A 24176-nucleotide genomic window follows, 5' to 3' on the forward strand; every position below is an offset into this window, starting at 1 on the left:
ATGCAGTTCAGCGAATTATTGGCAGCGATTTCCACCCACGCGATCCGTCTGCAAAGGGAAGCAGACGACCTGATTGTCCTGGGTGACGATGAGGCATTGGATGACGCGCTGTGGGATCAATTGATCGCCCACAAACCCCGGCTGCTCGCACTGGTGGCCGAGCATGGCGGTGACTGGCTGAGCCCGGCCTATCGGATCACGCCGGCCATGTTGCCGCTGGTCAGCCTCGACCAGGCGGCCATCGACCGGATCGTCGCGGCGATCCCCGGTGGTGCGGCGAACGTGCAGGACATCTACCCGCTGGCGCCGTTGCAGGAGGGCATGCTCTATCACCACCTGTCGGCGCAGCAGGGCGATCCGTATGTGCTGCACGCGCAGTTTGTGTTCGATAGCCGTCCTCGCTTGCACGCATTTGCCGAGGCGCTGCAATGGGTCATCGACCGCCACGATATTCTGCGTACGTCGATGGCCTGGGAGCGCCTCGACGAGCCGCTGCAAGTGGTGTGGCGCACGGCGACCCTGGCCTGTGAAGAGGCGCATTTCAGTGGGGGCGACGCGTTCGACCGTTTGCTGAACCGCTATGACGCGCGCACGTTCCGCCTCGACCTGGGCCAGGCGCCGCTGCTGCGCCTGGTATTTGCCGAGGACCCGACCCACCAGCGCGTGGTTGCCATGTTGCTGTTTCACCACACCATTCTCGACCACACCGCGCTGGATGTGGTGCGCGATGAAATCCAGTTGTACCTGGCGGGCCGGCAGGACCAGGCCACGGCGCCGGTGCCGTTTCGCAGCTATATCGCCCAGGTGCGCCACGGCGTCAGCGAGCAGGCCCATGAGCAGTTCTTCCGCGAGATGCTGGCGGATATCGAGGCGCCCACACTGCCGTTCGGCTTGCAGGATGTGCAGGGCGACGGCCAGGGTATCGACGAGGTACGCATCCCCGTCGACGCCGCCCTGGGCCTGCGCTTGCGCAGCCTGGCGCGGGCGCAGGGTGTGAGTGTGGCAAGCCTGCTGCACCTGGCGTTGGCGCGGGTCCTGGGCGTGGTGTCCGGGCGCGAGTCAGTGGTGTTCGGTACGGTGATGCTCGGCCGCATGGGCGCGGGTGAGGGCGGTGAACGGGCGCTGGGCATGTTCATCAACACCCTGCCACTGCGCGTGGACGTGGGCGCGCAGGGTGTGCGGGCCGGCGTCAAGGCCACCCATGCACGGCTGACCGCGTTGCTCCAGCATGAGCACGCATCCCTGGCGCTGGCCCAGCGTTGCAGCGGCGTGGCCGCGCCGACGCCGTTGTTCAGCGCGATACTCAACTACCGGCACAGCGCTGCGGGTGATATGGCCGAGGTGATTGACGTCGCCGAGGGGATCCAGGTCCTTGGTGCCGAGGAACGCACCAACTACCCGCTGACGGTGAACGTGGACGATCTCGGCGAAGCGTTTGCACTGACGGTGATGGTCGCGGCGGCCATCGGCGCGCAGCGCGTGGCGGGCTACCTGCACACAGCGCTGGCGAGCCTGGCCGAAGCCCTGGAGCAACGACCGGAGATGCCGCTGAGCGGCCTGAACATCCTGCCTGACCCCGAACGCCATGCCCTGTTGCACACCCTCAACCACACCCCGCAGACCTTCGCCGACAGCGCGCTGATCCACCAGCAGGTCGAAGCCCACGCCGCCGCCCAGCCCGAAGCCATTGCCTTGCGCTTCGACAACCAACGCCTCAGCTATCGCCAGCTCAACGAACGTGCCAACCAGGTTGCCCATCGCCTGCTCGCCCAAGGCGTGCGCCCGGATGATCGGGTGGCGATCTGCGTGGAACGCGGTGTGGAGATGATCATCGGCCTGCTGGGCATCCTCAAGGCCGGCGCGGGCTATGTGCCGATCGATCCGGCCTATCCGCTTGAGCGCATCGCCTACACCCTGGCCGACAGCGACCCGGTGGCCGTGCTGGTGCAGGCCAACACCCGTCATCGGGTGGGTGACCGGACGCAGATCGATCTCAACGGCCTGCGGGGCGAGTCCATCGTCAACCCGCGGATCACGCTGAGCCCGGCAAACCTGGCCTATGTGATCTACACCTCCGGCTCAACGGGCCAGCCCAAGGGCGTGATGATCGAGCATCGCCAGGTCGCGCGGTTGTTCACCGCCACCGAACACTGGTTCGGCTTCAACCACAACGACGTGTGGGCGCTGTTCCACTCCTTCGCGTTCGACTTCTCGGTGTGGGAAATCTGGGGCGCGCTGGTGCATGGCGGGCAACTGCTGATCGTGCCGCAACGGGTCAGCCGCTCGCCGGACGAGTGCTACACGCTGCTCTGTGAAGCGGGGGTGAGCATTCTCAACCAGACCCCCAGCGCCTTCCGTCAACTGATCGCCGCCCAGGGCCAGAGCCCCCAGGCGCATTCCCTGCGCCAGGTGATTTTCGGCGGCGAAGCGCTGGAACCGGGGATGCTCAAGCCCTGGTATGCCCGGGCGATCAACGCCGGCACGCAGTTGGTGAACATGTATGGCATCACCGAAACCACCGTGCACGTCACCTACCGCGCATTGCAGGCGGCGGATGCGCACCGGGTCGGCGCCAGCCCGATTGGTGTGCGCATTCCCGACCTGCAGTTGTATGTGTTGGACGAGCGCCGCGAGCCGCTGCCGTTCGGTGTGGTTGGTGAGCTGTACGTCGGCGGCGCCGGTGTGGCGCGCGGTTACCTGAACCGCGATGCGCTGACCGCCGAGCGCTTCCTGGTTGATCCGGCCACCGGCTTGCGTTTGTACAAGACCGGTGACCTCGGCCGAATGCTCGCCGACGGCAGCGTCGAATACCTGGGGCGTAACGATGACCAGGTGAAAATCCGCGGATTCCGCATCGAACTCGGCGAGATCCAGGCGCGCCTCGCCAGCGCTCCGGGCGTGCGTGACGCGGTGGTGATTGCCCGTGAAGACGAACCGGGTGACAAGCGCCTGGTGGCCTACGTGATTGCCGACGGCGCACCGAATATCGCGGATTTACGCGACCACCTGCTGCTGAGTCTGGCCGAGCATATGGTGCCCAGCGCCTTCGTGTTGCTGGACCGTTTTACGCTGACCGCCAACGGCAAGCTCGACCGCAACGCCTTGCCCGCGCCCGATGCCACAGCCCTGGCGCGGCGGGGCTACCAGGCGCCCCGGGGCGCGGTGGAAAACGCCATCGCCGCGATCTGGCAGGACCTGCTCAAGCTCGAGCGCGTCGGCCGGGACGATAACTTTTTCGAGCTGGGCGGCCATTCGCTGCTGGCGGTCAAGCTGATCGAGCGCATGCGCCAGGTCGAGCTGGGCGCCGACGTCCGCGTGCTGTTCGGCCAGCCGACCCTGGCGGCACTCGCTGCCGCAGTCGGCGGGCAGCAGCAGGTGCAGGTGCCGGCCAACCTGATCACGGCGGCCACGCAGCACATCACCCCGGACATGGTGCCGCTGGTGGAGCTGAGCCAGGCCGCCCTCGACCACATCATCCAGCGCGTGCCCGGCGGCATCAGCAATGTGCAGGACATCTACGGCCTGGCTCCGCTGCAGGCGGGCATTCTGTACCACCACCTGGCGACCCGCGAAGGCGATCCCTACGTGTTGCAGGTGCAGTTCGGCTTCAACGATCAAGCGGCGGTCGATGCCTTTATCCAGGCGCTGCACAGCGTGATCGAGCGCAATGACATCCTGCGCACCGCGATCCTCTGGGAAGGCCTCGACGAGCCGGTGCAAGTGGTGTGTCGCCAGGCGCCACTGGCGGTCGAGCGCATAGAGGGGCTGGGCGCCGATGCCTTGGCGCAGTTGCAACAGCGCTTCGACCCACGGCACTTCCGTCTCGATCTCACGCGCGCCTCGCTGATGCAATTCGCCTACTGCGCAGAACCGGGTCGCCTCGTCGGCATCCTGCTGCTGCACCACATCCTGCTCGACCACACCGCCTTGCAAGTGCTGGTGCAAGAGATGAGCGCCAGCCTGTCCGGCAGCAGCGCGCAACTGCCGGAGGCCGTGCAGTACCGCAACTACGTGGCGCAGGCGCGCCTCGGAGTCAGCCAGGCGCAACACGAAGCGTTCTTCACTGAGATGCTCGGCGACATTGACGAACCGACCCTGGCCTTCGGTTTGCAGGATGTGAACCGCGACGGCAGCGGCATTCTCGAGGCACGCCTGCCGTTGGAACCGGCCTTGAACCTGGGCCTGCGTGAACAGGCGCGGCAACTCGGGGTGAGCACCGCAAGCCTGGTGCACCTGGCCTGGGCCCAGGTGTTGGGGCAGGTCTCGGGCCAGCAAGAGGTGGTGTTCGGCACGGTGCTACTGGGCCGCATGCAAGGCGGCGCGGGCGCCGACCGCGCGCTGGGAATGTTCATCAACACCTTGCCGCTGCGGGTCAGCCTCGGCAACACCTTGGTGCTGGCCGGTGTGCGCGCCACCCATGCACGGCTCGCACACTTGCTCGGGCATGAGCACGCGTCGTTGTCCCTGGCCCAGCGCTGCAGTGGCGTGCCGGGCTCACTGCCGTTGTTCAGCACCTTGCTCAACTACCGTCACAGCGCTGTAGACCAAGTGCCGGGGGATAACCCGTTTGCGGCCAGCGGCATCCAGATCCTCAGTTCCGAAGAGCGCAGCAACTACCCGCTGGTGCTCAATGTCGATGACCTCGGCAGCGGTTTTGCCCTGACGGTGCAAGGCGTAGCCAGCCTGGATGTGCAGCGAGTGGGCGACTACCTGCTGACCGCGCTGCGCCACCTGGTGAGTGCGTTGCAACAGGCGCCGACCACGCCGTTGCAGGCGGTGTCGATCATCCCGGCGGCAGAGCGCCACCAACTGCTGGTGGAATTCAACGCCACGACGCGCGCCTACCCGTCGCAATTGACCGTACACCAGTTGTTCGAAGCCCAGGTACTGGCACGTCCTGAAGCGGTGGCGGCGGTGCAGGGCAGTGTGTCCCTGAGCTACCGCGACCTCAATCGCCGCGCCAATCGGCTGGCCCATCACCTGATCACCCTGGGTGTACAGCCGGGGGAAAGCGTGGCCATCGCGCTGCCGCGCAGCATCGACTTGCTGACCTGCCAGCTGGCCATCCTCAAATGCGCGGCAGTCTATGTGCCGCTGGACATCAACGCGCCGGCCGAGCGCCAGGCGTTCATTGTGCAGGACAGCGGTGCGCACCGCGTGCTTGGCGATCTCGCCGAGTTGAATCTGGACGCGCAGTCGCCGCGCAATCCCGACCTGTTCCAGACCGCCCAGTGTGTGGCGTACATCCTCTACACGTCCGGCTCTACCGGCGCGCCCAAGGGCGTGCAAGTGCCGCACCGTGCGATCACGCGCCTGGTGCTCAACAATGGCTATGCCGACTTCAACGCCCGGGACCGCGTGGCGTTCGCCTCCAACCCGGCGTTCGACGCCAGCACCCTGGAAGTCTGGGCGCCGCTGCTCAATGGCGGTTGCGTGGTGGTGGTCGAGCCGGCGGAACTGTTGTCCCAGGCCGCGTTTGGCGCACTCTTGCAGGAGCAGGCCGTCAGCGTGTTGTGGATGACTGCCGGGCTGTTCCACCAGTATGCCGATGCGCTGATGCCGGTGTTCCGCCAGTTGCGTTACCTGATCGTCGGCGGCGATGTGCTTGACCCGCTGGTGATTGGCCGCGTGCTCGCGCACGGCAAACCGCAACACCTGCTCAACGGTTACGGCCCGACCGAGGCGACCACCTTTTCCACCACCTATGAGATCACGGCGCCGGGCGAGGGCGGTATTCCCATCGGCCGGCCGATCGCCAACGCCCAGGCCTATGTGCTGGATGCGCACCAGCACCTGCTCCCGCTGGGCGCGGTCGGCGAGCTGTACATCGGCGGCGCGGGCCTGGCCACGGGCTACGTGAACCAGCCGCACTTGACCGCCGAAAAATTTATCCCCAATCCCTTCGGCGAGGGCTTGCTGTACCGCACCGGTGACCTGGCGAGCTGGCGGGCCGACGGCATCCTGTTGTACCAGGGCCGCAATGACCTGCAAGTGAAGATCCGTGGTTATCGGATCGAACCCGGCGAAATCGAAACCTGCCTTGCGAGTTTCCCCGGCGTGAAAGACGCCGTGGTTGTGGTGCGCGAAGATGCGCCCGGTGACAAGCGCCTGGTGGCCTACTACACCGCCGAGGCGGCGCTGGAGATCGAAGCGCTGCGGGCCCATCTGCAAGGCCGGTTGCCGGATTACATGGTGCCGTCGGCCTATGTCTGGCTGGCGCTGTTGCCGCTGACCGCCAACGGCAAGCTCGATCGCAAAGGCCTGCCGGTGCCCGACCACAGCGCGCTGCTCAGCCGTGGCTATGAGGCGCCGGAGGGCGCAGTGGAAACCCTGCTGGCGCAGATCTGGCAGGACGTGCTCAAGCTCGAGCGCGTGGGTCGCCATGATCATTTCTTCGAGCTGGGCGGGCATTCGTTGCTGGCAGTCAGTTTGATCGAGCGCATGCGCCAAGTCGGCCTCAGCGCGGACGTGCGCGTGCTGTTCAGCCAGCCGAGCCTGGCCGCGTTGGCGGCAGCGGTGGGCGAGGGGCGCGAAGTGCGGGTGCCGGCCAACGGCATTCCATTGGGGTGTACGCGTATCACCCCGTCGATGCTGAGCCTGGTGCAACTCGACCAGGACGCCATCGACCGTATCGTCGCCAGCGTGCCGGGGGGCGCGGCCAATGTGCAGGATATCTACCCGCTGGCGCCGTTGCAGGAAGGCATTCTCTACCACCACATCAGCGCCGAGCAGGGCGACCCGTACCTGCTGCAATCGCGCCTGGCATTCGACAGCGTCGAGCGTCTGCAGGCATTTATGGGCGCGTTGCAGCAGGTGGTGGCGCGTCACGACATCCTGCGCACCGACGTGGTCTGGGAAGGCCTGGACAGCCCGGTGCAAGTGGTGGCGCGCGAGGCACGGCTGAGCGTGCAGGCCGTCGACCTGGACCCGGCGGACGGCGCCATCATCGAGCAGTTGCACGGGCGTTTCGATGCCCGTCACTACCGCCTGGATATCACCCAGGCGCCGTTGCTGCGCATGGTCTACGCCGAGGACCCGGACAACGCGCGGGTGGCGGCGATCCTGCTGTTTCACCACCTTGCGCTGGACCACACCGCCATGGCCGTAGTCGGCCAGGAAATGCGCGCGTTCCTGTTCAACCAGGCGCAGGACTTGCCGGCGCCCGCACCGTTTCGCAACTACGTCGCCCAGGCTCGCCTGGGTGTCAGCGCGCAAGAGCACGAACACTTCTTTCGCGCCATGCTCGGCGATGTCGACGAACCGACCTTGCCCTTTGGCGTACAGGATGTGCAGGGCGATGGCCGTGCGATCGAGGAGGCCGAGCAAGCCCTGGACGCAGCGTTGGCCCGGCGCGTGCGCGGGCAGGCCCGGCAGTTGGGCGTCAGCGCGGCGAGCCTGATGCACCTGGCCTGGGCGCAGGTGCTGGGGCTGGTGTCCGGGCGTGACGACGTGGTGTTCGGCACCGTGTTGATGGGTCGTCTGCAGGCCGGCGACGGTGCCGACCGGGCGCTGGGAATGTTCATCAACACCTTGCCGCTGCGGGTAGATGTCGCGGCCAGCGCCGCCGTGGCGGTCAGGGCCACGCATGCGCGCTTGAGTGCCTTGCTCGGTCATGAGCACGCATCGTTGGCGCTGGCCCAGCGTTGCAGCGGCGTGGCGGCCTCCACGCCGTTGTTCAGCGCCTTGCTCAATTACCGTCACACCACGCCGGACGAAATCGCGCGCGACGGCCATGGCATCTGGACGGGCGTGCAGTTGCTCGGCGGTGAAGAACGCAGCAACTACCCGCTGACCTTGAGCGTGGATGACCTGGGTGACGGCTTTGGCCTGAATGTCCTGGCGCTGCCGCAGATCGGTGCCGAGCGCCTGTGCAGCTACATGCTCGGCGCGGTGGAGCAGTTGGTCGCGACCTTGGAAAGTGCGCCAGATACGCCGCTCAACCGGCTGCCGATTCTGTCGGTGGCGGAGCGTGACACCCTGCTGCGCGACTTCAATGCCACCGCCCACGATTTCCCCCAGGGCCAGACAGTGCATGGCGCCTTTGAGGTGCAGGCCGAACGCCAACCCGAGGCGATTGCCGTGGTGCAGGGCGACGAATCGCTGACCTATGCGCAACTCAACCGTCGCGCCAACCAGTTGGCCCATCACCTGCTGCAAGTTGGTGTGCAACCGGACGACCGCGTCGCGCTCTGCTGCCGACGTGGCCCGCAGATGCTGGTGGGTCTGCTGGGTATTCTCAAGGCTGGCGCGGGCTATGTACCCATCGACCCGGCGTACCCCGCCGAGCGCATCGCCTACCTGCTGCAGGACAGTGCCCCGGTGGCGGTGCTGGCCGAGGCGAGCACCCGCGACCTGCTGGGCGCGGTCGCCAGCATCGACCTGCACGACCCGCGCTGGCAGCAGCAGGCCGCCAGCAATCCGTACATCAGCGCCTTGACCCCGGCGCACCTGGCCTACGTGATCTACACCTCGGGCTCCACCGGCCAGCCCAAGGGCGTGATGGTCGAACACCGCAGCGTCGAAAACCTGCTGCACTGGCACTGCGAAGCCTTTGGCCTGGATGCGCGGAGCCACACCAGCAGTGTCGCCGGGTTCGGCTTTGACGCGCTGGCCTGGGAGCTGTGGCCGGCACTGTGCGTAGGCGCCACCCTGCACCTGCCGCCTGCACAGGTGGGCAATGAAAATCTCGACGCGCTACTGGCCTGGTGGCTGGCGCAGCCGCTGGACGTGAGCTTCCTGCCGACGCCGGTGGCTGAGTACGCTTTCAGTCAGAACCTGCAGCACCCAACCCTGCGCATCCTGCTGATCGGCGGTGATCGCCTGCGCCAGTTCAGCCAGGAGCGACGCTTTGCGGTGATCAACAACTACGGTCCGACCGAAGCCACGGTGGTCGCCACCTCCGGCCGCGTGCGCGCCGGGCAGGCGCTGCATATCGGCCGGCCGATCGCCAATGCCAGCGTCTATGTGCTGGACGCGCACTTGCGCCCGGTACCGGTGGGGGTTGCCGGCGAGCTGTATGTCGGCGGCAGCGGCATCGCGCGGGGCTACCTGAACCGCCCGCAGATGACCGCCGAACGCTTCCTGCAGGACCCGTTCAACCAGGGGCGCATGTACCGCACCGGCGACCGGGTGCGCTGGTTGCCGGATGGCAACCTCGACTACCTGGGCCGCAATGACGACCAGGTCAAAGTGCGCGGCGTGCGCGTCGAGCTGGGCGAAATCGAAAGCTGCCTGGCCGCACTGCCCGGCGTGGGTGACGCCGTGGTGCTGGTGCGCGAGGACCGTTTGATCGCCTGGTTCACCGAACAGCAGCCGCTGGATATCGAAGCGCTGCGTGCGCAGCTGCAAGCGCAATTGCCTGCAGCCCTGGTGCCGGTTGCGTACGTGAAACTTCCGGTATTGCCGCTGACCGCCAACGGCAAGCTCGACCGCAGGGCCTTGCCGGAGCCCGATCACAACGCCTTATCGAGCCGTGACTATGCGCCGCCCCAAGGCGCGGTCGAAACCACCCTGGCGCGTATCTGGGCCGAAGTGCTGCAGGTCGGGCAGGTCGGTCGGCATGATCACTTCTTCGAACTGGGCGGGCATTCGCTACTGGCCGTGAGCCTGGTCGAACGCATGCGCCAGGCTGGCCTCAGCGCCGATGTACGGGTGCTGTTCAGCCAACCCACCCTGGCGGCGCTGGCAGCCGCCGTCGGCAGTGGTCGTGAAGTGCCGGTGCCGGCCAACCGCATTGCCGTCGACTGCCAACGCATCACCCCGGACATGCTCACGTTGGTGAGCCTGGACCAGGCCACGCTGGATCACGTGGTGAGCCGTGTGCCCGGCGGTGCCGCCAATATGCAGGACATCTACCCGCTGGCGCCCTTGCAGGAGGGCATCCTCTACCACTACATCACGGCCGAACAGGGCGACCCGTACCTGCTGCAATCGCACCTGGCATTTGACAGCGTCGAGCGCCTGCAGGCCTTCGCCCAGGCACTGCAACAGGTGATCGACCGTCACGATATCCTGCGCACCGGGGTGGTCTGGGAAGGTCTGGTACAGCCGCTGCAAGTGGTGCAGCGCAGCGCCGAATTGAGCGTGCAGGAACTGCACCTGCACGGCGACGTACTGGCCGAGTTGCATGCGCGTTTCGACGCGCGGCGCTATCGCCTGGATATCAGCCAGGCCCCGCTGATCCGCCTGATGTATGCACAGGACCCGGTCAACCAACGTGTGGTCGTGGTGTTGCTCTATCACCATATCGTCCTCGACCACACCGCCTTCGACGTGGTGCTGCGCGAAATGCAGGGCCACCTGCTGGGTCACCCCGCGCCAACGACGGCACCGATGCCGTACCGCAACTACGTGGCCCAGGCCCGCCTGGGGGTGAGCGAGCAGGAACACGAAGCGTTCTTTCGCGGCATGCTCGCTGATGTCGACGCGCCGACCTTGCCTTTCGGCTGGCAGGATGTGCGCGGCGACGGCAGCGCCATCGAGGAACACAGCTTGCGCCTGGACAGCGACCTCAACCGCCGCCTGCGCGCCCAGGCCCGGCTGCTGGGCGTGAGCACCGCGAGCCTGTTCCACCTGGCCTGGGGACAGGTGCTGGCGGTCACCTCGGGTCGGCGCAGCGTGGTGTTCGGCACCGTGTTGGTCGGCCGCCTGCAGGGCGGCGAGGGTGCCGATCGCGCGCTGGGTGTGTTTATCAATACCTTGCCGCTGCGCCTGGATATCGACGCGCAGGGCGCTCGCGCTGCCGTGCGTACCACCCATGAGCGCCTCAGCGCCTTGCTCGGGCATGAGCACGCGTCCCTGGCGCTGGCCCAGCGCTGCAGTGGGGTGGCCGCGCCGGCACCGCTGTTCAGCTCGATGCTCAACTACCGTCATCGCGGCGCGGCCACGCGCTCGCAGGAGGCGCAGCAGGCCTGGGAAGGCATGCAGACCCTGGTCAACGACGGGCGCACCAACTACCCGCTGACCTTGAACGTGGATGACCTGGGCGATGGCTATGCCATCACTGCCCTGGCGCGCACCGACGCGCAGCGGGTATGCGGCTATCTGCAAGTGGCCCTGTCCGGCCTGGTCGACGCGTTGGAGCAGGCGCCGCAGCGGGCGCTCGACCGCCTGCCGGTGCTGGGCGTCGAGGAGCGCAAAAAGCTGCTGGTCGAGTTCAACTCAACCGAGGTGCCGTACAACCTCGACCAGACCCTGCACAGTCTGTTCGAAGCCCAGGTGGTGTGCACACCGCAGGCCGTGGCGGTCACCGCCGGCGAGCAACACTTGACCTATCAGGCACTCAACGAGCGCGCCAATCGCCTGGCCCATCACCTGCGTGAACGCGGCGTCCAACCAGACGCGCGGGTAGGCATCTGTGTGGAGCGTGGCCTGGAGATGGTCGTCGGCCTGTTTGCGATCCTCAAGGCCGGTGGCGGTTATGTGCCGCTGGACCCGGCCTACCCGCAGGAACGCATCGCCTACATGCTGCAGGACAGCGCGCCGGTGGTGGTGCTGGCCGAGGGCGCGACCCTGGCGCTGCTGGGGGACGCGCCGGTGATCGACCTCGACCATTGCACCTGGCAGCACCAGCCCGTGACCAATCCCCACGTCGCCGACCTCAATGCGCGCCATCAGGCCTACGTGATCTACACCTCCGGCTCCACCGGCCAGCCCAAGGGCGTGATCAACGAACACGCCGGGGTGGTCAACCGCCTGTTGTGGATGCAGGACGCCTACGGTCTCAAGGCAGAGGATGCGGTGTTGCAGAAAACCCCGTTCAGCTTCGACGTGTCGGTGTGGGAGTTCTTCTGGCCGCTGTTCACCGGCGCCCGCCTGGTGATGGCGCGTCCGGGCGGGCACAAGGACCCGGCGTACCTGTGCGAAGTGATCGAGTCCGAGCGGATCACCACCGTGCACTTCGTGCCGTCGATGCTTGACGTGTTCCTCGCGCATGGCGACGTCAGCCAGGCCGCCGGCTTGCGGCGCGTGATGTGCAGCGGCGAAGCCTTGCCGGGCAGCCTGGTGCGGCGCTTCAAGCAGCAATTGCCGGGCCTCGGCCTGTACAACCTGTACGGTCCGACCGAAGCGGCGGTGGACGTGAGCGCATGGAACTGCGCGCGCCCCGAGGTGCCCGACAACACGCCGATCGGCAAGCCGATTGCCAACACGCGCTTGTACCTGCTGGATGAGCAATTGCAGCCGGTGCCGCTGGGCGTGGTCGGCGAACTGTTCATCGGCGGCGTGCAGGTGGCGCGCGGTTACCTTAACCGTCCGCAGCTGACGGCCGAGCGCTTTATCAAGGACCCGTTCAGCGACGGGCGCCTGTACCGCACCGGGGATGTGGGGCGTTACCTGGCCGACGGCAACATCGAATACCTGGGCCGCAACGACGACCAGGTGAAAATCCGTGGCCTGCGCATCGAGCTGGGGGAAATCCAGGCGCGCCTGATCGAGCACGCAGCGGTCAAGGACGCCGTGGTGGTGGCCCGCGAAGAACGCCTGGTGGCCTATTACACCGGTACGCAGACGCCCGTCGACAGCTTGCGTGAACAGCTGTTGCGGCACTTGCCGGACTTCATGGTGCCCGCGCTGTTTGTGCACCTCGACGCGCTGCCGTTGAGTCCCAACGGCAAGCTTGACCGCAAGGCCCTGCCAACCCCGGGCCTGGACGCGTTGGTGGCGCGTAAGTACGAGGCGCCAGAAGGTGACACCGAGAAGCTCCTGGCGCGGCTGTGGGCCGAACTGCTCAAGGTCGAGCGGGTCGGTCGCCAGGACAATTTCTTTGAATTGGGCGGGCACTCGCTGCTCGCCGTGAGCTTGATCGGGCGCTTGCGCCAGGAAGGCATGGAAGCCGATGTGCGCGCGCTGTTCGAACAGCCGACACTCGCCGGCTACGCCGCAATGACCGAACGAATGGAGATCGTCCTGTGAGCATCAACCAACTGCTGGCGACGCTGAAAACCAAGGACATCCAACTGGCGCTCAAGGGCGATCAGTTGTCGGTGCAGGGCAACAGGCAAGCCTTGAGTGACCCGGCGATTATCGCCGCGCTGCGTGAACACAAACCGGCGCTGATCGCGCTGATCCAGGCCGGTGAATACACGGCGCCCCAGCCGGGCGCCGTCGAGGTACCGGCCAATGGCATCCCGGCCGGCGCCGAGCGCATCACACCGGACATGCTGAGCCTGTCGACCCTGAGCCAGGAGGAGATCGACCGAGTCGTCGCCAGCGTCGACGGCGGCGTGGCGAATATCCAGGATATCTACCCGCTGGCGCCGTTGCAGGAAGGCATCCTGTTTCACCACGTCAGCGCCGAGCACGGCGATCCGTACGTGATGCAGGCGCAATTCGCGTTCGACAGCCTGGCGCGCTTCGACGCCTTTGCCCAGGCGCTGCAGGCAGTGATGGATCGCCACGATATCCTGCGCACCGGCGTGGTGTGGGACGGTTTGCAAGAGCCCTCGCAAGTGGTGTGGCGCACCGCGCGCCTGCCGGTGCAGGCCCTCCAATTGCCGGCGGCCGAGGGCGATATCGCCGCGCAACTGCATGCGCTGTTCGATGCCCGTCACTATCGTCTCGACGTGACACAGGCGCCGCTGCTGCGCCTGGTGCGCGCGGATGACCCGGCCAACCAGCGCATCGTCGCCAGCTTGTTGTTCCACCACATGGCCCTCGACCACAGTGCCCTGGAAGTGGTGTGCCATGAAATGCAGGCGTGCCTGCTGGGGCAGGGCGCGGCGCTCGGCCAGGCGGTGCCGTTTCGCAACTATGTGGCCCAGGCGCGGCTGGGGACCCGCGAACAGGAGCACGAAAGCTTTTTCCGGCAGATGCTCGGCGATATCAGCGAACCGACCTTGCCGTTTGGCCTGCACGATGTACAAGGCGATGCACGCGGCATTGCCGAGGTTCACCTGGCACTGGCGCCGGCGTTGTCGCAACGGCTGCGGGTGCAGGCGCGGCAACTCGGGGTGAGCGCCGCCAGCCTGTTCCATATGGGCTGGGCGCAGGTGCTGGGGGTGTTGTCCGGCAAGGAGCAGGTGGTGTTCGGCACCGTGTTGATGGGCCGCCTGCAGGGCAGCCATGACACGGACCGGGCGCTGGGGATCTTCATCAACACGCTGCCGTTTCGCGTGGACGTGGGCAGCGAGGGCGTGCGCGCCGGGGTCAAGGCCACCCACGCACGGCTCACCACGTTGCTGCGCCATGAGCATGCGCCGCTGGCCCTGGCCCAGCGCTGCAGTGGCGTGGTGGCGCCGACGCCGTTGTTCAGTGCGTTGCTCAATTACCGCCACAGCGCCCCGGCTGCCAGCGCCGAGGCGGTCTCGGCCTGGCACGGTATCGCTGCGCTGAGTGCCGAGGAACGCACCAACTACCCGCTGACCCTGAGTGTCGATGACCTGGGTGAAGGCTTCGGCCTGAGCCTGCTCGCCAGCACTTTGGTGGACCCGCACCGCGTCTGTGCCTACCTGCAGACCGCGTTGGAAAACCTGCTGGACGCGCTGGAGCAGGCGCCGGACACCGCGCTCAACCGCGTGTCGGTGCTGCCGCTCGCCGAGCAGCAGCGCTTGTTGCAGCAGTTCAACGCCACCCAGGTGGATTTCCCCCAGGGCACCACGCTGCATGCCCGCATCGAAGCCCAGGCCGCGCTGGCGCCTGACGCCATCGCCGCCATGCACCAGGGGCGGCAGATGACCTATGCCGAGCTGAACCAGCAGGCCAACCTGCTGGCGCATCACCTGCTGGCCCTGGGGGTCAAGCCTGATGACCGCGTTGCGGTTGTCGCGCGCCGGGGCCTGGACACCCTGGCCGGGTTGCTGGCGATCCTCAAGGCTGGCGCCTGCTATGTGCCCGTGGACCCGTCCCACCCGGCCGAGCGCCTTGAGTACCTGCTCAGTGACAGCGCGCCGGTCGCGGTATTGGCCCAGCACGCGTTGCTTGCCCGCCTGCCGGCGCTCGACGTGCCGGTGATCAACCTTGACCGCTACACTTGGCAGCATCATTCGGCGAGCAACCCGATGGTCGCGATGACCGCGTCGAACCTCGCCTATGTGATCTACACCTCCGGTTCCACCGGCCAGCCCAAGGGCGTAATGGTGGAACACCACACCGTGGCCAACCTGGTGGACTGGCACTGCCGCACGTTTGACCTGTGCGCCGGGCGCCACACCGCCAGCGTCGCCGGGTTTGGCTTTGATGCGATGGCCTGGGAGGTCTGGCCGGCCCTGTGCGTGGGGGCGACCCTGCACCTGCCGCCGGCTACGGACGGCACCGAGGATATTGACGCGCTGCTGGCCTGGTGGTGCGCGCAGCCGCTGGACGTGTGCTTCCTGCCGACCCCGGTGGCCGAGTACGCGTTCAGCCAGCAGATCGAACACCCGACCTTGCGCACCCTGCTGATCGGCGGCGACCGCCTGCGCCAGTTCGCGCGTGCGCAACGTTTTGAACTGATCAATAACTACGGCCCGACCGAAGCCACGGTGGTCGCCACCTCGGGCAAGGTCGAGGCCGGCCAGCTGCTGCACATCGGCAAGCCCATCGCCAATGCCCGCGTGTACCTGCTGGATGCGCAGCAGCGGCCGGTGCCGCTGTGCGTGGCGGGCGAGCTGTATGTGGGGGGCAAGGGCGTGGCGCGCGGCTACCTGAACCGCCCGCAGCTGACGGCCGAACGTTTCCTGCACGACCCGTTCAACGCGGGGCGCATGTACCGTACCGGCGACATGGCGCGCTGGCTGCCGGACGGCACCCTCGAGTACCTGGGGCGCAACGATGACCAGGTGAAAATCCGTGGCGTGCGGATCGAATTGGGCGAGATCGAAGCCCAGCTCAACCACCTGCCGAGTCTCCTGGAAGCGGTGGTGCTGGTGCGTGACGAGCGCCTGGTCGCCTACTACACGGAAAACCCGCAGCTCGACCCACTGACCGTGGCCGACCTCCGCGCCCACCTGGTGACGCACCTGCCGGACTACATGGTCCCGGTCGCCTACGTGAAGCTGGACGCGCTGCCCCTCACCGCCAACGGCAAGCTCGACCGCAAGGCCTTGCCGGCCCCGGACATGGCCGCGGTGTTTACCCGTGAATACGAAGCCCCCGAGGGCGAGATCGAAAGTGTGCTGGCGCAGATCTGGGCCGAAGTGCTGCAGGTCGAGCGCGTGGGGCGCCGCGATCATTTCTTCGAGCTGGGCGGGCACTCGTTGCTGGCGATGCGCATGGTCTCCCAGGTACGCCAGCGCCTGGGCGTGGAGTTGCTGCTCGGCGACGTGTTCGCCAATGCCGAACTGGCCGCGGTCGCCGAGGGGTTGGCCCAGGCCGGCCGCAGCACCTTGCCGCAGATCCTGCCGGCCGACCGCGATGAGCCGGTGCCGCTGTCTTTTGCCCAGCAGCGCCTGTGGTTCCTGGCGTTGATGGAAGGCGCCAACACCGCCTACAACATTCCCATCGGCCTGCGCCTGCGCGGCCAGCTGCACGTCGAGGCGTTGCAACGCGCGCTGGCGCGGATTGTCGCGCGGCATGCCACCCTGCGCAGCCGTTTTGCCCAGCACGGTGACGTGGCCCAGGTGCTCAGTGTGCCGGCCGAAGACGTGCTGCCCCTGCAAGTGCAGGACCTGCGCCGCCACCCGCAACCCCAGCAGGCGCTGGATGCATTGATCCAGGGCGAGGCTTCCGCCCCCTTTGACCTGGAGCGCGGCCCGCTGCTGCGCGGGCGCCTGGTGGTGATGGCCGACGATCACCACGTGCTGCTGTTGACCCTGCACCATATCGTCTCGGATGGCTGGTCCATGGGCGTGCTGACCCGTGAGCTGACGGCGTTGTACCAGGCGTTCAGCCACGGCCTGCCAGACCCGTTGCCGGCGCTGGCGATCCAGTATGGTGACTTCGCCGTGTGGCAGCGCCTGTGGCTCAGCGGCGAAGTGCTGCAGCGCCAGAGCCGCTATTGGCAGCAGGCGCTGGACAGTGCGCCGGCCTTGCTCACGCTGCCCACCGACCGCCCGCGCCCGGCACTGCAGGACTACGCCGGCAGCAGCGTCGAGGTACGCCTGGATGAACGCCTCACCGCTGGTCTCAAGGCCTTGAGCCAACGCCACGGCACCACGTTGTACATGACCTTGATAAGCGCCTGGGCTGCCTTGCTCTCGCGGCTGTCCGGCCAGCACGACGTGGTGATCGGCTCGCCGGTGGCCAACCGCACGCGCAGTGAGGTGGAAGGCTTGATCGGCCTGTTCGTCAACACCCTGGCGGTGCGTATCGACACCTCCGGCGCGTTGAGCACCGAAGCATTGCTGGCACGGGTCAAGGGCCTGACACTGGCGGCCCAGGACCACCAGGACCTGCCGTTCGAACAAGTGGTGGAAATCACCCGGCCACTACGCAGCCTGGCCCACAGCCCGCTGTTCCAGACCCTGCTGACCTGGCAGGACAGCAGTGCGCCGACCCTGGCCCTCGGCGACCTGGCCCTGGAGCGCATTGTCGAACACAGCCACTTTGCCAAGTTCGACCTGTCGCTGGACCTGGGCGAAGTGCAGGGCACGATTATCGGCGCGCTGGAATACGCCGTGGCGCTGTTCGATGAGTCGACGGTGCGCCGTTATGTCGGCTACTTCACCCGCCTGCTGCGTGCCATGGTCGACAACGACCAGGCGGTCCTGGAGCAGGTACCACTGGTGGACGAGCGCGAGCGCCAGCAGCTGCTCTTCGACTTCAATGCCACGGCGGTCGACTACGACCTCGAACAGACCCTGCACGGGATGTTCGAAGCGCAGGTGGCGCGCACTCCGCACGCGATTGCACTCAAGGCCGGCGAGCTGCAACTGACCTATGCCGAACTGAATGCGCGGGCCAATCAGTTGGCGCACCACTTGCTGGCGCTGGGTGTACAGCCCGGCTCGCGGGTGGCGATCTGCGTGGAGCGCGGCCTGGACATGGTCATCGGCCTGTACGCGATTCTCAAGGCCGGCGCCGCTTATGTGCCGCTGGACCCGGCGTATCCGCTGGAGCGCCTTGCCTACATGCTCGCGGACAGCGCGCCGGTCGCCGTGCTGGCCCAGGCGGCAACGCGCGGGCTGCTGGGGGACGTGGCGGTGGTCGACCTGGACCAGCCGTGCTGGCAGCACCAGACGCTCGACAACCCCACGGTTGCGGCCGTCAGCGCCTACGTGATCTACACCTCCGGCTCCACCGGCCAGCCCAAAGGCGTGATCAATGAGCATGCCGGGGTGGTCAACCGCCTGTTGTGGATGCAGGACGCCTATGCGCTGACGGCCGACGACGCAGTGCTGCAGAAAACCCCGTTCAGCTTCGACGTGTCGGTGTGGGAGTTCTTCTGGCCGCTGTCCACCGGCGCGCGCCTGGTGATGGCGCGACCTGAAGGGCATAAGGATCCGGCCTATTTGTGCGCCGTGATCGCGGCTGAGCTGATCACCACGCTGCATTTCGTGCCGTCGATGCTCGACGTCTTCCTCGCCCATGGCGACGTGAGCCAGGCCGCCGGCGTGGCGCGGGTGATATGCAGCGGCGAAGCGTTGCCCGGCAGCCTGGTGCGGCGCTTCAAGCAGCAGATGCCCGGCAGCGAGTTGCATAACCTGTATGGCCCCACTGAAGCCGCCGTCGACGTGACGGCCTGGAACTGCGCGGGAGCCGTGACGCCGGACAACACGCCGATCGGCAAGCCGATTGCCAACACGCGCCTGTACGTGCTCGACGCGCAGTTGCAACCGGTACCCCTGGGCGTGGTCGGCGAGCTGTTTATTGGCGGCGTGCAAGTGGCGCGTGGCTATTTGAACCGTCCGCAGCTGACCGCCGAGCGCTTCCTGCAAGACCCGTTTACCGAGGGGCGCATGTACCGCACCGGCGACGTCGGCCGTTATTGGCCGGATGGCACTATCGAATACCTGGGGCGCAACGACGACCAGGTGAAGATCCGTGGCCTGCGTATCGAACTGGGGGAAATCCAGGCGCGGCTGACCGAATGTGCTGCGGTCAGCGAGGCTGCCGTGGTCGCCCGCGATGAACGCCTGGTGGCGTACTACACCGGCGTGCGCACGCCGATCGACACACTGCGTGCGCAACTGCTGCGACACCTGCCGGCGTTCATGGTGCCGGCGGTGTTCGTGCATCTGGAGGCGCTGCCGTTGAGCCCCAACGGCAAGCTTGACCGCAAGGCGCTGCCGGCGCCGGGGGCGGATGCGGTGGCGGTGCGCGCGTACGAAGCGCCTCAGGGCGAGCGCGAAATGCTCATCGCCGCGCTGTGGGCCGAGCTGCTCGATGTAGAGCGCGTGGGGCGCCATGATCACTTCTTCGAACTGGGCGGGCACTCGCTGCTGGCGGTCAGCCTGATGGGCCGTTTGCGCCACCTGGGGTTGGCGGCGCCGGTGAAAGTGCTGTTCGGCCAACCCACCTTGTGTGCCTTCGCCGCAGCACTGGGCGGTAGCGCGCAAGCCGCGCAGTTGCCGCCGATCCCGCTGGACTCGCCAGCCATCGCGTGTATTGTCGCCGGCATCCCCGGTGGCTTGGCGAATGTGCAGGACCTCTACCCGCTGGCGCCGTTGCAGGCCGGCATGCTCTATCACCATCGCGCCGAGCAGGCCGCCGATGCCTATCTGCTGCAGGCGCAATTTGCCTTCGACAGTCGCCAGCGCTTCGACGCGTTTGCCCAGGCCTTGCAGGCGGTGATCCAGCGGCACGACATTTTGCGCTCTTCCTTCCATTGGCAAGGCCTGGAGGAACCGTTGCAAGTGGTGTGGCGTGAGGCGAGCCTGCGCGTCGAAACCGGGCCGGTGCCGCCGCGCCTCGACCTCGGGCAGGCGCCGCTGATGCGCCTGGTGTATACCGAGACGCCGCAGCGGCTGGTCGCGACCTTGCTGTTCCACCACCTGGTGATGGACCACCTGGCGCTGGAGATCCTGCAGCATGAACTTCAGGCCTTCCTGTTGGGTGCCCAGGATCAGCTGGGTGCGGCGGTGCCGTATCGCAACTACGTGGCGCAGACCCGCGTGGGCGCCGAGACCCACGAGGATTTTTTCCGCGCGATGCTGGGGGACATCGATGAGCCAACGGTGGTGCAGGACCTGGGCCCCGCTGCACAGGCGCGGATGACGCTTGACGCTGCGTTGGGTCAACGCCTGCGTACCCAGGCGCGCCAGGCAGGGGTCAGCACTGCGAGCCTGATGCACCTGGCGTGGGCCCATGTACTCGGCAAGGTCAGTGGGCGTGAGTCGGTGGTCTTCGGCACCGTGCTGCTGGGCCGCCTGCAAGGCGGCGAGGGTGCCGAGCGCGCCATGGGGGTGTTTATCAACACCTTGCCGCTGCGGGTCGACCTCGGTGAACAGTCGGTACGCACTGCCGTGCAGGCCACGCATGTGCGCCTCACCGAACTGCTCAGCCACGAACATGCGTCGCTGGCACTGGCCCAGCGGTGCAGCGCGGTACCGGTGAGCACGCCCTTGTTCAGCGTGTTGTTCAACTATCGCCATAGCGCGCCGCGCGGCGCGAGTGTGGCCGAGGCGTGGCAGGGCATTCAACTGCTCAAGGCCGAGGAGTCCAGCAACTATGGATTGTCGATGAGTGTGGACGACCTCGGCGACGGCTTCGGTATGAAAGCCGTGGGGCCGGGCGCGGGGCGGTTGTGCGACTACCTGCAGATCGCCGTGGAGCAGGTGGTGCAGGCGCTGGAAGGGGCGGCGGAGATTGCCATCGGCCGCTTGCCGATCCTGCCCGCTGCCGAGCGCCAGCAACTGTTGGCGTTGAATGCCACTGCCCGGGCATTCCCGCGTGAGCACACGGTGCAGCGCTTGTTCGAAGCCCAGGCGCAGGCACGGCCTGGCGCCGTGGCGGCGCTGCAGGGCGAACACAGCCTGAGCTACGGCGAACTGAACAGCCGCGCCAACCGCCTGGCCCATCACCTTATCGAGCTTGGCGTGCGGCCTGGGCACAGCGTGGCGATCCTGCTGCCACGCTGCCTGGATTTACTCGTCAGCCAGCTTGCAGTGCTCAAGTGCGCGGGCGCCTATGTGCCGCTGGATATCCACGCGCCGGCCGAACGCCAGGGCTTCATGGTGCAGGACAGCGGCGCGAGCTGGCTGCTGACCCACAGCGATGCGGTGATCGGGTACCCGGTCCGGCGCCTGGACCTCGACACCCTGGTCCTCGACCCGCAACCGAGCCATAACCCGGACGTGTCGCAATCCTCGGACAGCGTGGCGTACATCATGTACACCTCCGGCTCCACGGGCACGCCCAAGGGCGTATTGGTGCCCCATCGCGGCATCACACGGCTGGTGCTCAACAACGGCTATGCCGATTTCAATGCCGGCGACCGCGTGGCCTTCGCCTCGAACCCGGCGTTCGACGCCAGCACCATGGACGTCTGGGGCGCGTTGCTCAACGGCGGCCAGGTGCAGGTCATCGACCATGCCACCGTGCTCGACCCGAGCGCGTTCGGCGCGGCCTTGCAGGAGGTGACGGTGCTGTTCGTGACCACGGCGCTGTTCAATCAATACGTGCAGATGATTCCCCAGGCGTTGGCGGGCCTGCGCATTCTGTTGTGCGGCGGTGAGCGGGCCGACCCGGCCGCGTTTCGCCGCCTGCTGGCCGCGGCTCCCGCGCTGCGCCTGGTGCACTGTTACGGGCCGACGGAAACCACCACCTATGCCAGCACTTATGAAGTGCGCGCGCTGGCCGATGACGCCGACAGCGTGCCGGTGGGACGGCCGATCTCCAACACCCGGATCCATGTGCTGGATGCGCAATTGCAGCCGGTGCCGCTGGGGATCAGCGGTGAAATCTGCATCGGCGGCGATGGCGTGGCCAAGGGGTACTTGAATCGCCCTGAGCTGAGCGCGGAAAAATTTGTCCAGGACCCCTTTGTCCCAGGCGCCCTGATGTACCGCACCGGCGACCTCGGCCGCTGGACGGCGGACGGGTTGCTGGAGTGCATCGGGCGCAATGACGACCAGGTGAAAATCCGCGGTTTCCGCATCGAGCTGGGCGAGATTGAAGCGCGCCTGGCAACCTTTGCCGATGTCCAGGAGGTGGTGGTGCTGGCGCGCGAAGACGCGCCGGGGGACAAGCGCCTGGTGGCGTACTTTACCGGTGCTGCCGCCATCGACGCCCTGCGTGCACACCTGCAGGCGCAATTGCCGGAATACATGCTGCCTTCGGCCTATGTGGCGCTCGCGCACTTGCCGTTGACTGCCAACGGCAAGGTCGACCGCAAGGCGCTGCCGGTACCTGAGTGGGACGCCTTGAACCGCCGCGACTTCGAAGCCCCCAGCGATGCCCTGGAGCACACCCTGGCGCGGCTGTGGGCCGAGGTGTTGAAACTGGAACAGGTGGGCCGGCATGACAGCTTCTTCGAATTGGGCGGACACTCGCTGCTGGCGATTCGGCTGGTAAACCTGCTGGAGGAAGCGGCTCTGCCGGTGTCACTCGCCGAGCTGTTCCAGCATGCCAGCGTGGCGTGCGTCGCCGCGATGTTGCGCGCACGCACCCAGGCACCGCTGCGCGACACCGGCGTGATCACGGTGCGCAGCAGCGGTACGCAACCGCCGTTGTTCCTGATCCATGAGTTCAGTGGCATGGACGTCTATTTCCCGGCGCTGGGCCAGCACCTGCCCGGTGATTATCCGATTTTCGGCCTGCCCGGCGTGCCCTTCGGTGAAGCGCATCTGCACAGCATGGAAGGCCTGGCGGCGCGCATGGTCGGGCTGATTCGCGAGCGCCAGCCCCACGGGCCGTATCGGCTGGCGGGCTGGTCGTTTGGCGGCGTACTGGCTTATGAGGTCGCCATGCAATTGCTGGGGCTGGATGAGCCCGTGGCGTTTCTCGGCTTGATCGACAGCTATGTGCCGCGCATGACCGACCAGGGCAAGGCGCGCTGGAGCGGGCCGGACGCGCTCAAGCGGCACCTGTTGTTGCAGTGCACGGCCTATTGGAACGCACAGGGAGGTGCACATGAGTTGGCGAGTCTTGAACAGTTGGCGGCGGGCATTGGACAGCTGGACTTTGCAGGCCTGCTGCAACGCTGTCGCGATCAAGGTCTGCTGTACGCGCAAATGGCGGCGGCGACGGACGCGGACCTCTTGAGCTTCATCGAGCGCGAAGTCGGGCATGGGCATGCGCTGGCGCATTACAGCCTGTTCCCGCTGCCGATTCCGGTGCATCTGTTCAGCGCGCTGGAGCGCCCGACCGAGTTGTCGCGGCGCAGTGAATCGCTGGGTTGGGAGGACGCGCTGGCGCCGGGCCAACTGCGCCGCATCGAGGTGCCTGGCGATCACCAGAGCATGATGCAGGCCCCGCATATCCGCACGTTGGGCGCGGCGATCAGCGCCGCCCTGGCGATCTGTTCGCCACAGAAGCAGGCGCCGCACCAGCCGCTGCTGCGCATCCAGAGCGGCCGGGAAGGGCATGCGCCGCTGTTCTGTGTGCCGGGGGCGGGGGACAGCGTCACCGGCTTCGTGGGGTTGAGCGATGCGCTCGGGCGCGATTGGCCGCTGTTCGGCCTGCAACCACGCGGCCTCGACGGTGAGGCAGTGCCGCACAGCCAGGTCGAAGCGGCAGCGGCCTGTTACCTGGCGGCGCTGGAGCAGGAGTACCCGCACGGGCCGGTGCACCTGGCCGGGCATTCCTTCGGTGGCTGGGTGGCGCTGGAGATGGCCCTGCAGTTACAGGCGGCCGGACGTGAAGTGGCGTCGTTGACGGTGATCGACAGCGAGGCGCCAGGCGGCGCGGGCAAGCCGTATACCACCACGGCGGCACTGCTGCGCCTGATCGAAGCGATGCAGTTGTCGGCCGGCAAGTCGTTGGGCATTGACCCTCTGGACTTCGCCGCGCGCGATGACATCGCGCAACGGCAATGGCTGCACGCGGGCATGGTCGGCGTCGGCTTGCTGCCGGCGCGGGCCAGTGTGGACGCGATGGACGGCCCGGCGCGTACCTATGCGGCGGCGTTGCGCACGGTGTATCGGCCGGCGCGGCGGTTCGAGGGGGTGGTGCGGTTGGTGTTGGCCCAGGACCCGGCGCTGGATGCAGCGGGCAATCAGCGTGAGCAGGGCCTGATGATTGAAGGGTGGCGACGCCAGGGCAATGGGTTGCAGGTGTGGTACGGCGGCGGCAATCACTTCACGTTGCTCAAGGCCCCGAATGTTCACGGGCTGGCACGTTGGTGGCTGGACGGTGTGGTGGTTGCGGAGGTGGTGTCGTGA

The 24176-nt window shown here is 67.0% G+C and carries 2 protein-coding genes; both read left to right on the plus strand.

Going from position 1 to position 24176, the window contains the following annotated elements:
* The gene (locus tag QMX97_RS22030; protein WP_282397607.1) at positions 1 to 12912 is read left to right on the plus strand and encodes a non-ribosomal peptide synthetase; all 12912 of its coding nucleotides are present in this window, start codon (positions 1 to 3) and stop codon (positions 12910 to 12912) included.
* Positions 12909 to 24176 carry a non-ribosomal peptide synthetase gene (locus QMX97_RS22035; RefSeq protein WP_282397608.1) on the plus strand — a complete coding sequence of 3756 codons (11268 nt, stop codon included), beginning with the start codon at positions 12909 to 12911 and terminating at the stop codon, positions 24174 to 24176. The genes QMX97_RS22030 and QMX97_RS22035 overlap by 4 nt, the downstream gene beginning before the upstream one ends.

The organism is Pseudomonas sp. PS01298 (assembly GCF_029959745.1).
In the GTDB taxonomy this organism is placed as follows: domain Bacteria; phylum Pseudomonadota; class Gammaproteobacteria; order Pseudomonadales; family Pseudomonadaceae; genus Aquipseudomonas; species Aquipseudomonas aylmerensis.

What these genes read in the sequence shown, in the direction of transcription:
- QMX97_RS22030 (WP_282397607.1), top strand. Translation starts at nt 1, where the DNA reads ATGCAGTTCAGCGAATTATTGGCAGCGATTTCCACCCACGCGATCCGT.